The organism is Mycobacterium sp. E3251, assembly GCF_001666835.1.
Classification (GTDB): domain Bacteria; phylum Actinomycetota; class Actinomycetes; order Mycobacteriales; family Mycobacteriaceae; genus Mycobacterium.
Window position 1 is genome coordinate 44649 of the sequence record NZ_LZJF01000184.1, and the last position, 12510, is coordinate 57158.

The following is a 12510-nucleotide window of genomic DNA, read 5'->3' on the forward strand; positions in this document are numbered from 1 at the left end:
GCTGCTGGTGTTCGGCGGAGTCGACAGGTCATTGAAAGCATTCACGGAGCGCCCGCGCGTCAGGCGGATTGCAGGTCACTGCGACGGGGTGGCTCTGCCAGTACCTGTATCGCCAGGATCTTCCTGCTGCCCGGAAGGGCGGCCTAATTTGTTGTGACCGGTTCGCTGCTGAGCGAAGCGCCGCGCAACGAATGATGGAAGGCGACGCATGTCCGATGACCAATTCACCACGCATACCGGGCTTTTCGATCTGACCGGGAAGAACGCCCTCGTCACCGGTGGCACCAGGGGGATCGGAATGATGATAGCCCGCGGGCTTCTCCAAGCAGGTGCCCGCGTGATCATCAGCTCACGCAACGCGGACGCTTGCGCGGAGGCACAACAGCTGCTGTCCGAGTTCGGCGAGGTGCAGGCGATCCCCGCCGACCTGTCCAGGCACGACGAGTGTCAGCGTCTCGCCGACGTCGTCACCATGGGCTCCGACCGCCTAGACATCCTCGTCAACAACGCGGGGGCGATGTGGCGTGAGCCGCTGGCGACTTTCCCCGACGAGGCCTGGGATACCGTCATCGACCTCAACCTGAAATCGCCGTTCTGGCTGGTGCAGGCTCTGCTACCCGCGCTACTCAGCGCGGGCACCCCCGACGACCCCGCGCGGATCATCAACATCGGCAGCATCGCTGCCATCCACGTCGCGCAGTCGCCCAACTACTCGTACGCCAGCAGCAAAGCAGCACTGCATCAGCTCACCCGGGTGCTCGCCAGGGAACTCGGACCCCAGCACGTGACGGTGAATGCGGTAGCGCCAGGAGCATTTCCGTCTCAGATGATGGCGACCACACTCGATGCGATGGGCGATACGATCGCGGCGTCGGCCCCCCTGCGCCGGCTCGGCCGCGACGACGACATGGCAGGTGTCGCCGTCTTCCTCGCCAGCAGGGCTGGGGCCTATCTGACGGGCGCGATCGTCCCGGTCGACGGCGGCATAGCCACGACCGCGTCCGGCACGTAAGCGTGCACGCGGGCTGCCGTGGACACCGGAGCCACGGGCAGCGCAGTCACCGGGGCACCCGCAGGACCTCCCTTCGGTTGCGGGGCTGCCCTACGGTGAGGAAATGGCCACGACGGATTTGCGCACCGAGATCCGGGAGTTTCTCAGCTCGCGTCGCGCCCGCATCGCACCCGAACAGACGACCCTGCCCGCGTACGGCGGCAACCGCCGGGTTAAAGGTCTGCGGCGCGAGGAGGTAGCGCTGCTAGCAGGGATATCGGTCGATTACTACGTGCGATTGGAGCGCGGCGGCCTCACGAGCGCCTCCCCCGGCGTGCTCGACGCGGTGGCTTCTGCCTTGCAGCTCGACGAGGCGGAGCGTCTGCACCTGTTTCACCTGGCGCGTCGATCCGGGAATCCCAGCGGTACGCGCCGTCGCAAGGCGGACGTGACGGTGCGCCCGGCGCTACAACAGGTGCTTGACGCCATCACCGATGCACCAGCATGGATCCGCAACGCCCGCTTCGACGTGCTCGCCATGAATCAACTTGCCCGCGCGCTGTATTCACCGGTGCTGGCCGGTCCCCGACGGCCCGCGAACATGGCGCGGTTCGTGTATCTAGATCCCGAGGCGGCAAGATCTCTCTTCGTCGACTACGACCAGATCGTTTGTGATGTCGCGGCGAAGCTACGCATGGAAGCCGGCCGCAATCCGCACGACGACGAGCTGATCGCCCTAGTCGGCGAACTCTCAACGTGCAGTGAGCTATTCCGGCGGCGGTGGGCATCTCATGATGTGCGGGTACTGCGGTCCGGACGCAAGCGTGTGCACCACCCGATCGTCGGCCGGCTCGACCTGGACTACGAGTCCATGGAACTGGCCGCCGAACCCGACCTGCACCTCAACGTCTACACCGCAGCCGCGGGCACGCCGACCGCTGACGGTCTAGCCGTCCTGGCATCGTGGGCGGCGAGTCAAAAGACTCTCGCGACTGAGCTTTTGATGCCCAACGGATAGTTGAACAATGTGGTTGAGCAAGTCTGCTAGGCCCTAGTGACCTTAGGGCGTGGTCTCGGTGGTGCGCGTCCGGGAACTTGTCGGAGGCTGCGTGCATGCTGGTGCGCAACCACGACGAAAGGGAACGGCGATGTGCTGGCAATGCGACAATCCAGACGGCACAACCGAGCAATACCTGGACGCACTGCGTGCAATCATGCGCGAACGCGGTTGGGCGGTTCAGTATGTCGAGAGCGAAAATAGACCGTTCGCCTACACGGTCGGGCTACACGATCGAGGGCTACCAGAGTTATTGATGACAGGTTTGCCCGCCGACACGGCTTGTCGCGTGCTGAATTCCATTGCTCACATGATCGTCGACGACCACACCGTGCTGGCACCGGCGATGCACATCGACTACCAAGACAGGTTTCTTATCGAGGTGGTCGAGGTCGAGCATCCCGACGTCCACTTGAAGTTCGCGGTCGAATTCTTCGGCCCACGGGTTCGTGCCCTGCAATTGGTTTGGGCTGACGAGAAGGGCCGTTGGCCTTGGGATGCGCGGTGGGGACATGGCCGGCGTCGGCAGCCGGTCCTCGGCGTTCGCGCAGCTTGGCCAAGCTCGGCCGCCTAACCGTGGCCGCCAGCACCTGCAGTCGGCAAGCAGAAATTCCGCGCGTTTTGCTGCACCACCGCAGCAGCCGCTTGGGATGGTCAATCACACAGGCAATCAAGGTGTTTCGGGCCCGTGCGCCCGCTGACGCGGGCCGACTGCATACCGTCCCCGCGGGGCCGGTCAGCGGAAGCGGATGTTCAACGTCGCCAAGCCGAAGATTTTGCGGCCACCGGATTTAGCGCCGACGATGATCACACCGGCGCGGGTCTCCGGGTCCAGCGACTTGATCCGGCCGCTGTATTCGATGTCCGCACCGCCGGCGGCCGACACGACAGCGGGCTGCGACAATCGCACCGCATAGCGGGTCACCGCACCGGGGTCGCCCGACCATGCGGAGGCGAACGCGGCACCCAAACCCATGGTGAGCATGCCGTGGGCGATCACATCGGGCTGGCCTGCCAGCTTGGCGACGTTCTCGTCCCAGTGCAGCGGGTTGGCGTCGCCGGCCACGCCGGCATAGTTCACCAGGTCGCCGCGGGACAGCCGGGCGTGGTGCACCGGCAGCTCATCGCCGACCTTGAGGTCCTCGAAGCAGGGCGTGCCCGGGATGCGTTGCGTGCCGCCCTGAGCTATCCGCACGTCGGCCTCGGGACGTTCCGTCTTGCGGTATGCCGCTTCGGAGGTATCGATCCCGGCGAGATTCACGTCGTGCATCACCACGTTCTCCGCGGCAGTCAGCATCGCTGGATCGACGTCGTCCGCGGTGACTCCGACGACCGTCGTGTGCATGGTGTGCACCCGTTCGCCGGCCGAGTCCGTGAACGTGTTGGTCACAGTGATCAGATCCCTGCCGGCGATTCTGCGCACCGATGACAGCTCGACGTCAGTGTGCAGTTCATCGCCGGCCACGATCGGCCGGTGCTGCTCGAAGACTTCTTCGGTCTGGAGGTACATGTCGTAACCGACGACCACCGATTCGAACAGGTGCCGGTTGGCGACCATGCCGGGGATCGACGTGAACGTCAGCGGCGCCACCAGGCCCGAATAGCCGAGTTTCGCGGCGGCCGCGACATCCCAGTGCGCGGGGTGATAGTCCTGCACCGCGCGCGCATACTCGCGCACCTTCTCAGAGGAGACCCGGTAGCTGTCGTCGACTCGGTAGTAGTGGCCGACGCGTGATTCGAGCGTTGACTTTTCTGCTGCTGCGGTCATGAATTGCTCAACTTTTCTATCGCCCGGTTCGCGGCGGCCGACCAAGGCACCCTAACGTGCCGACATCCAGCCGGTAACGCCGCTGTGGAGCACCGGCCGGCTGCCGGCCATTATGCGGCCCGTAGCGTCTCCGACCATGACCGTTTATGCCCTGAACCTCTTTAATATCGCCGACGCCGACGAGTACCGCGCATACTCACGCCGGTCACCCGCCGAGGTGGCGAGGCACGGCGGTCGGGTCGTCGCGCTCGGGAGCTTCCAGCATGCGGTTGTCGGCGACATCGAGCCGCGGCAAGTCCTGGTACTCGTGGAATGGGAATCACGCGAGGCGTTCGACAACTACTGCAACGACCCGGAAATCGCCGATCTGCATCCGCATCGTGAGAACGGATCATCGGGATACGTTTGGCACCTATTCGACCGCCTCGACGACCTCAGGCCGATCCTGAACGCGGCTCGTTAGCCGAAGCCGGGAACGCATCGGGTGGTCGGCGCTACAGCTGATCCTTAGCGGGAGCACAGACGGTCCACCGTCCTTCTTCCTTGCGGAAGTACATAGTCTGCGAGTGGTTGTCCTGGAACAGGAGGTTTGCAGACGCCGCGTTGCCGCGCACCACGACCCCCCCGATCTTGAATTTTGGTTTGTCCGCGTTGGCCACCTCGCCTCCCGGGTCTGCTACGGAATCCAGATACGGCTCGGCTTCCTCGCGGCACATGAGCCCGGCGATTTCTTGCGGATTACCCTTGCTGACCGATTCGGAGAAGGCGTTGATCAACGCTTTGATCTTGGTGGAGTCGCTGTTGTGGTAGTGGTGGTACGCCGCGATGGTCGCGATGCCGCCGCCGACGGCGATCACGATGACCGCGAGCGCGGCATACAACCAGCCGTTTCTACGTCGGCGCGGCGGCGCAGGCGGGGGTGGCCCCCACCAGCCGCCGGCCGGCGGTGCCCACGGCCCGGGCTGCGGTGTGGGCGCCCCATATATCGGTTGCGGTAGGGGCGGCGGCCCATAGGGCGGCTGTGGCGGCCAGGACGCTCCGCCGGGCGGGTTACCGTGATTGGGCGTTGTCATATTGGGGCTCAGTCGATTTCATCGAATTGGGCGGTCATGGTCTCATCAAGCAGTGTGCCGAAATCCTCTGGGTCCTCGGGCACCCCGCCGTAGACGGTGACGGCCTGACCGGGGGGAAGGTCGGGTGAGAGGCATACGTGTGAGCCCGCGGTGGTGGCCAGGAGCAGCAGGCGCGTGGGGTCTACCGCGTCTCGCGGCCAGTTGGATTCCGGTAGCCCCTCTGGGCACCCCAGGTATTCGGCGTAGGTCTGCAGGTGCCGAGGTTGAATGGGGCCGTTGGACATCCAGTCGGGGCCGACGAAGCCTGCGTGCGTCTCGCGGTAGAAGCGGCGCACGACGTCGGGGATCGCTTCGGCGAACCGCAACTCGGTGGTGTTGCACAGCGCCGGGTCCCAGCCGATCCAGCAGACGACATGCCGCCGGCCGGCGTCGTAATGCTCGATGGCGTAGACCAGGACCGCTTCCCCCATGACGTGGCCGAGTCGGACGTCCGCGAGTTCGGTCTGGAATGCGCGGGCAAAGGTGGGAACCAGGTCCAGAAAGTCGTTGTTCCACAGCGACACCGCTGCCACGCGCCGGGCTTCCGCCGCATCGGACTGCGCGATCGGCCGCCAGGATTCCGGCACATCGGCAGTGCGTCCGATTTCGGCGAGGATGACCGGCTCGGAGTGGGTGACCCTTCCGAGAATCGCTTCGATTTCCGTGATTTCCACTGTCATCGGCTGGGCGGGAGTGTCGTGAGCAACTGGTTGATCAGGTCTTGCAGCGTCGCGCGGGTGTCATTCTCCAGTTGTATTTGCTCCTGGACCCACTTGGGGTCGGCGTCACCGATCCTGGCGACACTGTCCGAATTCTTCATGCCATTGGCATAGGCCGACAGCCATTGCAAATTTCGTGGCGAGTTGGCCACCACGTACATGTACTCGGCGGGCAGGTTGAGAAAGCCGGGCACGTACATCAGCTGAGCGATCGGAACAATATGGTCCACGACGACCGCGGGTCGCGAGGGATCGGTCGCCATGCCCGGTATCGGCGCGCCGTTGCGCGCCGGGTCGGGAGTGCCGACGCTCGGTTTGCTCTGCCCCTGCAGTACCAGATCATCAGGCCAAGGCCCCTTTTGACGCAGCTGCTTGAAGACTGGCTGCATCGGGGGAGCAACCGCTACCCCGCCCAGCGAATTCCTGGGCGGCGGGGCAGGCGGCGCATAACCCGGCGGCAGCCCGGCCTTCGCGGCGTTGATCTTGTCGATCCTGTCCTGGGAAGGTCTCGGCAGCGTTCCATGGTCGGCCAACTTGGCTATGACTGCCGCGCAACTGCTGAGATTCGCTTGCGCCTGACTGCCGCGAGCATTCAGTTGGGCAGCTTCGGCATCGTAAGCGTCGGCCGCTGCCTGCTCCCTCGGCACGACGAAGTCATGGGGTTGGGCGTTGTGGCGGGCGATCTCGGCATTGACCGAATCGAGGGCCCGCTGCTGAGACTCACAACCCTGCGGAGGTCCAGGTGCGGCAGCACCGGGCGCTATGGACATCCCACCCGTAAGGCCGAAGAGGAACAGGACCGCGGCCAGCACGACGACCAGCGACCGGACAGCCGCCGGCAGCGCCACCCGACTCATCGGCTTGTCACGCATCATCTCGATGCGAGGTTACCCATTTTAGGTTCCCGACCCGCGGTGACGTTCCTGCCGAAGGCTGCGAGCGGTTCGATCGCCGGGTCAAAGTGGTCGGAGTTTGCTGCCATTTCTTCGGCGCCCCTCGACAACGCCGCGCTATGGGACATCGATTCGCGATCGATGCGTCGAAGCACTACTTTTCCTATCGTGATCTCGTCAGCTGCCAGGACCCTCGCGCGGTGGGTTGCTCCCGTCCTGACTATCGCGGGCCTTATCAGCATGGGCTCCCTGCACGTTGCTCCAGCTCCGGCGGTGCGCTTGGCCAGCGACGGGGACCCGCTGGCCGGAGCGCCGTTCTACGTCAATCCGAATTCGGCCGCCATGCGCGCGGCGCAGAGCGCCGATCCGCCGAGTCCCGAGCTGACCGCCATCGCCAACACCCCGCAGGCGTACTGGATTGTCCCGGGCTCATCGGCGTCCACCGTCGGGAAATACGTCGGCGACGCGAATGCCGCCGGCGCCATCCCGGTCCTGGCGATCTATGGAATCCCGCACCGCGATTGCGGCAGCTTCGCCGCGGGCGGCATGGGGTCGGCGGACGACTACCGCGGGTGGATCGACGGCATCGCATCCGGCGTGGGCGCCTCCCGGGTCGCGGTCGTCCTCGAACCCGACGCGCTCGCTATGGCCGATTGCCTGTCGGCCGATCAGCGCCAAGAACGCTACGACATGATCCGCTACGCGGTCGACACACTGACGCGGGATCCCAACGCGGCCGTCTACGTCGATGCCGGTCACTTGCGCTGGCACAGCGCCGAGGACATGGCCGCGAGGCTCAACCAGGCCGGCGTCGGCCACGCGCGAGGTTTCAGCGTCAACACGGCGAACTTCTTCACCACCGAAGACGAAATCGGCTACGGCGAAGCGATTTCGGGGCTCACAAACGGATCGCACTATGTGATCGATACGTCACGTAATGGCGCCGGGCCTGCGCCCGACTCCGAGCTCAACTGGTGCAATCCCAGCGGCCGCGCGCTGGGCACCCCGCCGACCGCGGCTACGGCCGGGGCGCACGCCGACGCCTACCTGTGGATCAAACGCCCCGGCGAGTCCGACGGGTCATGCGGCAAAGGTGATCCCGCAGCGGGCACCTTCGTGAGCCAGTACGCGATCGATCTGGCTCGTAAGGGTGGCCAGTAGTCGCGAGGCTGCACACGGGCAGGCGCGGCACTCGCGCGTCCGTGCAGCTACCGTACGAACGGCTCGCAGAGTGAGGTTCTCAACCCCTAACCACTGACGGTGAACATTCTTGGCGGCAGGTTCAAACCGCCAGCGAGCGTCAATCGCTGGCGTTACGCTCGGTGAATCAGCCAGGAGATTCGAGTTAGACATGAGCCATCTTGAGCGTCTCATCGGTGGGTTCATTGCAGCCGTCGCGTTGCTGATCGCCGCCAGCAACTTCCTCGGGTTACCCACCGCGTCCGCTGATCCGGTCTGCGGTGTGCCGGGAACGCCGCCGTGTGCGGGTCCTAGTCCGTTGACGCCCGAGCAGCAGTGCGCCTTCATCGCGTGGCGATCGATGATGCCGTGCAACTGGCTTGGGGTGCAAGTGCCCGCGGGCACGCCCGGCAGTTGGGACAACCCGCCAGCACCGCCGCCTCCAGCGCCGCCACCACCGCCACCCCAGCCCTGACCCTCCGCCTGCCGGACGTCAGATCTTCAAATAGCCCTTGTCGGCGGGAATTTGGGCGGCGGTGACCAACGACGAGGCGTCGCTGGCAAGCCAGACCACGATGTCGGAGATCAGGCCGGGTGCCGCCAGTGAGTCCGTCGGCAGCGCGCCCGGCGAGAAGCTGTGGATGTAATGCGGATGGTCCTGGAATACCTGGTACATCGACAGGTCGTTGCCCATCGGGGTGTCGGTGCCGTACGGGTGCACCGAGTTCACGCGGATACCGAATTCGCCGAGTTCGATCGCCAGCGAGTTGGTGAGGCCGACCACTCCGAATTTGCTTGCACAGTAGTGTCCGCAGCCCGGGACGGCTTTGATTCCCGCCGCGGAGCTGATGTTGATGATCGATCCGCCGTTACCGGCCGCGATCATCGGCGGCACAACGGATTTCATGGTGTTCCACAGCCCGGTGAGGTTTGTGTCGATGATTTCTTGCCATTGCTTGGCCGAAATCTCCCACAGGCGGCCCCAATTCAGCACGCCGGCGTTGGCGACGACGATGTCGAGTCGGCCGAATTGCTCGATCGCATTCGCCACGACCCGTTGCTGGCCGGCCAAGTCACGCACGTCCACCTCCGCGGCGAGCATTTTGCGCCCCTCGCCTTCCACCAGGCTGACGGTCTCGGCCAGGTCTTCCGGGAGCGCGGGGGGATAGCCGTTGTGTTCGGCGACGGGCGCGCACGCGTCGATCGCGACGATGTCGGCGCCCGCCCGGGCGAGGCGGACGCAGTGGGAGCGGCCCTGGCCGCGGGCGGCCCCGGTCACGTAGGCGACTCTGCCGGCTAGCGGCGCGGCGGGATCGGTCATGCCGACAACTCCTTTGAGTACGACGCTGGCTTAAACTGGCCGCCGCGAACAGCCTTCGTCACCGACAGCTTCCAGCGCCATTTGCGCACCTTAGCGACACGTGTTCAAGCTGGTCAACGCTTCACTGAGCGGCCGACACAAGCGGGCACGTTTTCGATCACCGTGATTGCGATAGGAATGCCCGCGCGGGCGGATTGGTTGGTTGACCTTATGCCCACCGGAATCATTCTCATGGCCCGCCCTGATGCTGCCAACCTGGTCGACGACGTGATCGGCCAGGCCCGAGAAGCCTACGGACACGGAGTCACCCAGGTGTGGCTGCCTCAGCAGCAGAACTATGACGCGATCGCGCTAGCGGCGCTCGTCGGGGCTGCCGTGCCCGGCCTGGGCGTGGGAACGTCGGTGGTCCCGATCAATCCGCGCCACCCGCTGATCGTCGCTTCGTTGGCGCAAACCGCACAGGCCGCTGCGCACGGCAACTTCAGCCTTGGGCTCGGGCTGGGTGCCCGCCAGATCGAACGCGAGGCCTTCGGCACCGACTGGTCGAACACCATCACCCGATTGCGGGAGCATCTGACGATCCTCGGGTCGGTGTTCAACAACGCCGCAGTCGATTTCCACGGCAGCGAACTCAGCGCGAGCCCGACCTGGCCGGTACAGGTTCCGGGCGGGACGCCCATCCCCGTGTATGTGGCGGCGATGGGCCCAAAGGCGTTGCGGGTCACCGGCGAACTGGCAGACGGAACATTGCCGTATCTGGCCGGGCCCCGGACCATCGGCGAATTCATCGTGCCGGAGATCACGAAGGCGGCGGCCGATGCGGGTCGCCCCGCGCCGCGCGTCATCGCCGCCGTTCCGGTGCTGTTGTCCGACGATGTCGAGGCCGCCGAGGCCGTCGCCGCGCAACAGCTGAGCATGTACGAGAGCATCCCGTCGTATCGCAACGTAATCGCCAGGGAAGGAGTCGCCAGCATCACCGAGCTCGCCGCCATCGGACCCGAGGAACGTGTCGTGCGGCAGCTACGCCGTTATCGCGATGCGGGCGCCACCGACGTGGTGATCAGCCCGATCGACCGCTCAGCGTCTGCGGACCGGGCAGCGTTATGGAGACTCACCGCCGCGCTGTGAACCGCCACTCGCACCGGCATGGCCGTGCGACGGTTACCGGATGACAAGCGTCACCGTGCCGTCTGTCGCCGCAAGGATTCGAGCCCACGCCTTGTCCGACGCACCGGAACGATTCGCGCGCGAGGCCGCGCCGTTCGGGGCCATCACGTCGAATCGTCTGAGAGAGCAGGAAATTCGGCAGTGGGAGGCGCTGCGCCGGAGCTAGGGTTAGTCCGCGGCGGCCAGCACGTCACGCACTGCATCGTCGACCGTGCTCAACAATTCGGGATCTATGCCTGCGCGACCGCGAACCAGAACCGATGCGTTATTGGCCGGCGGCAGTCCCTCGGCCGGGCACAGCCCGTCGGGCAGCTTGCCGATCGTCGGCAGCAACGCCACTCCGAGGCCCGACCGTACCGCCGCGTACAGTCCGGACAGATCGCCGCACTCGGCAGCAATTTCATAGGGGATGCCGTGGTTTTCGAGGATGGCGAAGGCCGGCTCACGCAAGGTGCACGGCTCGAAAAAGATCACCAGTTGCAGTGGTTCGCGTGCGGGCACGGCCAGCGTCCGCGCCGAAATCCATTGCAGGCGAACGATCCCGGAGGCGTTGGCGCGGTCCAAGCCCGCCCCGTCGAGCATGATCGCCAAGTCGACCAGCCCGCGTTCGATCGAGTCGGCCAGGGACACGTTGCGGTCCAGTCGGAAGCGCACCCGCCGGTCGGGAAGCCGATCCCGCAGCACGCCGGTCAGTCCGGACAGCATCACGTCCGCGCCGTGCTCGGTGGCCCCGATCGTCAAAAGCTTGGGTTCGGTGGCGCTCAGGTCGTCAAGCGCGGTGTCGTGGGCGGCCAGTATCGCGCGAGCGTGTCGCAGCGCCTTCAGGCCAATCTCGGTGAACACGATGCCGCGCCCGGAGCGCTGGATCAGCGGCTGGCCGACCACGGTCTCGACTTTCCGCAGGTGCTGGCTTACCGCGGACTGACTCAGATGCAGCGCCGCGGCGGCGCGGTGAAAACCGCCGCAGTCGGCGACCGCGACGAGGCTGCGCAGCGGCGCGATGTCGAGCACCTGGGTCATAGCTGCACCATAGTCCGATTAGCAAATTCGATCAATCGGCACGTTGTTCAAACGAAATTCAAGACACGAACCGCGTTATCGATAAGGCATTGCGATCAATCGTGATCAGCAATAATCGTTGGACCGCGGGGGTCGGGCTGGGCCAGCATGGGTCGCATGGACTTGCCCCGGATGCCGCTGACCACCGCGTCGGCGGTGACGTTCTTCTACGCGCTCGGCTATCCCATCGGAGTGCTGGCGGTGACCGCCATGGCGCCCATGGCCGCGCTGGTGCTGCGATTCGGTTTGGCCGCAATGATTCTGGCGATCTGGGCCGCGCTGGCCAAGGCGCCCTGGCCGCGAGGAGCGCAGCTCGGCCACGTCGCGGTGGTCGGCCTGCTCATCCAAGCCGTGCAGTTCTGCTGCCTCTACGAGGCCGTCCAGCTCGGATCGCCAGCGGTGCTGTGTGCGGTGGTGATCGCGATGAACCCCGTCGCCACGGCCATCCTGGCCGCCGTGTTCTTGCGCGAGCCGCTGGGATGGCACCGGGTGGCCGCGCTCGGCTTCGGCGTCATCGCGGTGTTGGCCGCATGCGCGCGAAGGCTTGCGGCCACCCATGGGGTCGATCCGGTCATCGTGCTGCTTGGGGTTGGGTTGCTTGGGCTTTCGGCCGGCGGCGTCTATCAGCAGCGGTTCTGTGCCGGTGTCGACTTTCGGACGATGAGCGCACTGCAGAATGCGGTCGGGCTGCTTCCCGCCGCGGCGCTGGCGATGCTGACGCCGTTCACCGTGCACGACGGGCGGCAGGCCGTGATCGCAGTCGCCGGCATGGTGCTGCTGAATGCGACGTTGGCGGTGAGCCTCTACGTCCGCGCCATCAATACCCACGGAGCGGGGGCGGTGGCAATGCTGTTCGCCGTAATTCCAGCGGTCGCCGGGGTGCTGTCGTGGCTCATCCTGGGTCAACGACCGGACGCCGGCGTCGCGGTCGGCCTGGTCTTGGGCGGCTTCGCCTGCTGGCTCAACAGCAGGGCGTCCAGGCCTCGTCGCGCGACGAAGGAGAGTGCTGAATCCATCCGGACGTGGGAGGGGTCCCCGATAGGCCAGCCGATTCATGCGTCGTGCGGGCCGTCGACGTCGCGAAGGTAGCACCCGCTCGGGGCTTCGGATTTGCCGCGATGCCAAGCCATTCGGCCGACCGGGGGTGGCGGGCGGACGGCGGCGATCCGGATTCTCGGCGATGTGGCAGCCGTCTCCGAGAAGTGGACAGCCATGCGCCCGGCCCCGCACACTGCGGCTACGGT

14 protein-coding genes are annotated in these 12510 nt (G+C 65.7%); 8 read left to right on the plus strand and 6 right to left on the minus strand.

The window, feature by feature from the left end:
• Positions 1-208: 208 nt before the first annotated feature.
• The 3 genes from A5697_RS22575 to A5697_RS22585 all read left to right on the plus strand — a co-directional run bounded on the left by A5697_RS22575 (position 209) and on the right by A5697_RS22585 (position 2622).
• Entirely contained in the window at positions 209-1012 is an 804-nt protein-coding gene (locus tag A5697_RS22575) for an SDR family oxidoreductase (RefSeq protein WP_068012094.1), read from the plus strand.
• A gap of 103 nt (positions 1013-1115) precedes the next feature.
• Positions 1116-2009: a helix-turn-helix domain-containing protein gene (locus A5697_RS22580; protein ID WP_068012095.1), complete on the plus strand. Its 894-nt coding sequence runs from the start codon at positions 1116-1118 to the stop codon at positions 2007-2009.
• Between the two features lie 49 nt (positions 2010-2058).
• Positions 2059-2622, plus strand: a complete 564-nt coding sequence (locus tag A5697_RS22585) for a DUF4262 domain-containing protein (RefSeq protein ID WP_369806146.1) — start codon at positions 2059-2061, stop codon at positions 2620-2622.
• Between the two features lie 162 nt (positions 2623-2784).
• Here A5697_RS22585 and A5697_RS22590 read toward each other — a convergent pair whose 3' ends face one another.
• On the minus strand, positions 2785-3816 hold the full coding sequence (locus A5697_RS22590) for a fused (3R)-hydroxyacyl-ACP dehydratase subunits HadA/HadB (protein WP_068012097.1): 1032 nt from the start codon (positions 3814-3816) through the stop codon (positions 2785-2787).
• A gap of 136 nt (positions 3817-3952) precedes the next feature.
• Here A5697_RS22590 and A5697_RS22595 point away from each other — a divergent pair, with 136 nt between their 5' ends.
• Positions 3953-4279, plus strand: a complete 327-nt coding sequence (locus A5697_RS22595) for a DUF1330 domain-containing protein (RefSeq protein WP_082953541.1) — start codon at positions 3953-3955, stop codon at positions 4277-4279.
• Between the two features lie 31 nt (positions 4280-4310).
• Here A5697_RS22595 and A5697_RS22600 read toward each other — a convergent pair whose 3' ends face one another.
• The 3 genes from A5697_RS22600 to A5697_RS22610 all read right to left on the minus strand — a co-directional run bounded on the left by A5697_RS22600 (position 4311) and on the right by A5697_RS22610 (position 6519).
• Entirely contained in the window at positions 4311-4697 is a 387-nt protein-coding gene (locus tag A5697_RS22600; RefSeq protein ID WP_068012099.1) for a hypothetical protein, read from the minus strand.
• 200 nt (positions 4698-4897) lie between these two features.
• The gene (locus tag A5697_RS22605) at positions 4898-5608 is read right to left on the minus strand and encodes a hypothetical protein (protein ID WP_156673411.1); all 711 of its coding nucleotides are present in this window, start codon (positions 5606-5608) and stop codon (positions 4898-4900) included.
• Positions 5605-6519 (minus strand): hypothetical protein, encoded by a 915-nt coding sequence (locus tag A5697_RS22610; RefSeq protein WP_156673412.1) that lies wholly within the window; start codon positions 6517-6519, stop codon positions 5605-5607. Before A5697_RS22610 ends, A5697_RS22605 begins: the two co-directional genes overlap by 4 nt.
• 189 nt (positions 6520-6708) lie before the next feature.
• Between A5697_RS22610 and A5697_RS22615 the strand changes: the two genes are divergently transcribed.
• Both A5697_RS22615 and A5697_RS27420 read left to right on the plus strand, forming a co-directional pair.
• On the plus strand, positions 6709-7701 hold the full coding sequence (locus A5697_RS22615; RefSeq protein WP_156673413.1) for a glycoside hydrolase family 6 protein: 993 nt from the start codon (positions 6709-6711) through the stop codon (positions 7699-7701).
• 190 nt (positions 7702-7891) lie between these two features.
• Positions 7892-8194, plus strand: a complete 303-nt coding sequence (locus tag A5697_RS27420) for a hypothetical protein (protein WP_082953542.1) — start codon at positions 7892-7894, stop codon at positions 8192-8194.
• A gap of 18 nt (positions 8195-8212) precedes the next feature.
• On the opposite strand, the gene A5697_RS22620 is transcribed toward A5697_RS27420, so the two are convergent.
• On the minus strand, positions 8213-9040 hold the full coding sequence (locus tag A5697_RS22620; protein WP_068012102.1) for a mycofactocin-coupled SDR family oxidoreductase: 828 nt from the start codon (positions 9038-9040) through the stop codon (positions 8213-8215).
• A 210-nt stretch (positions 9041-9250) separates the two neighbouring features.
• Here A5697_RS22620 and A5697_RS22625 point away from each other — a divergent pair, with 210 nt between their 5' ends.
• Positions 9251-10168: an LLM class F420-dependent oxidoreductase gene (locus A5697_RS22625; protein WP_068012131.1), complete on the plus strand. Its 918-nt coding sequence runs from the start codon at positions 9251-9253 to the stop codon at positions 10166-10168.
• A 207-nt stretch (positions 10169-10375) separates the two neighbouring features.
• Here the strand turns inward: A5697_RS22625 and A5697_RS22630 are convergent, their stop codons facing one another.
• Positions 10376-11227, minus strand: a complete 852-nt coding sequence (locus tag A5697_RS22630) for a LysR family transcriptional regulator (protein ID WP_068012103.1) — start codon at positions 11225-11227, stop codon at positions 10376-10378.
• Positions 11228-11398: 171 nt separating this feature from the next.
• Here A5697_RS22630 and A5697_RS22635 point away from each other — a divergent pair, with 171 nt between their 5' ends.
• Positions 11399-12355, plus strand: a complete 957-nt coding sequence (locus tag A5697_RS22635; RefSeq protein WP_082953546.1) for a DMT family transporter — start codon at positions 11399-11401, stop codon at positions 12353-12355.
• Positions 12356-12510 lie beyond the last annotated feature (155 nt).

Coding starts and splice junctions, on each gene's coding strand:
- A5697_RS22575 (WP_068012094.1), top strand. CDS start 209: ATGTCCGATGACCAATTCACCACGCATACCGGGCTTTTCGATCTGACC.
- A5697_RS22580 (WP_068012095.1), top strand. CDS start 1,116: ATGGCCACGACGGATTTGCGCACCGAGATCCGGGAGTTTCTCAGCTCG.
- A5697_RS22590 (WP_068012097.1), bottom strand. CDS start 3,816: ATGACCGCAGCAGCAGAAAAGTCAACGCTCGAATCACGCGTCGGCCAC.
- A5697_RS22595 (WP_082953541.1), top strand. CDS start 3,953: ATGACCGTTTATGCCCTGAACCTCTTTAATATCGCCGACGCCGACGAG.
- A5697_RS22605 (WP_156673411.1), bottom strand. CDS start 5,608: ATGACAGTGGAAATCACGGAAATCGAAGCGATTCTCGGAAGGGTCACC.
- A5697_RS22610 (WP_156673412.1), bottom strand. CDS start 6,519: ATGCGTGACAAGCCGATGAGTCGGGTGGCGCTGCCGGCGGCTGTCCGG.
- A5697_RS27420 (WP_082953542.1), top strand. CDS start 7,892: ATGAGCCATCTTGAGCGTCTCATCGGTGGGTTCATTGCAGCCGTCGCG.
- A5697_RS22620 (WP_068012102.1), bottom strand. CDS start 9,040: ATGACCGATCCCGCCGCGCCGCTAGCCGGCAGAGTCGCCTACGTGACC.
- A5697_RS22625 (WP_068012131.1), top strand. CDS start 9,251: ATGCCCACCGGAATCATTCTCATGGCCCGCCCTGATGCTGCCAACCTG.
- A5697_RS22630 (WP_068012103.1), bottom strand. CDS start 11,227: ATGACCCAGGTGCTCGACATCGCGCCGCTGCGCAGCCTCGTCGCGGTC.
- A5697_RS22635 (WP_082953546.1), top strand. CDS start 11,399: ATGCCGCTGACCACCGCGTCGGCGGTGACGTTCTTCTACGCGCTCGGC.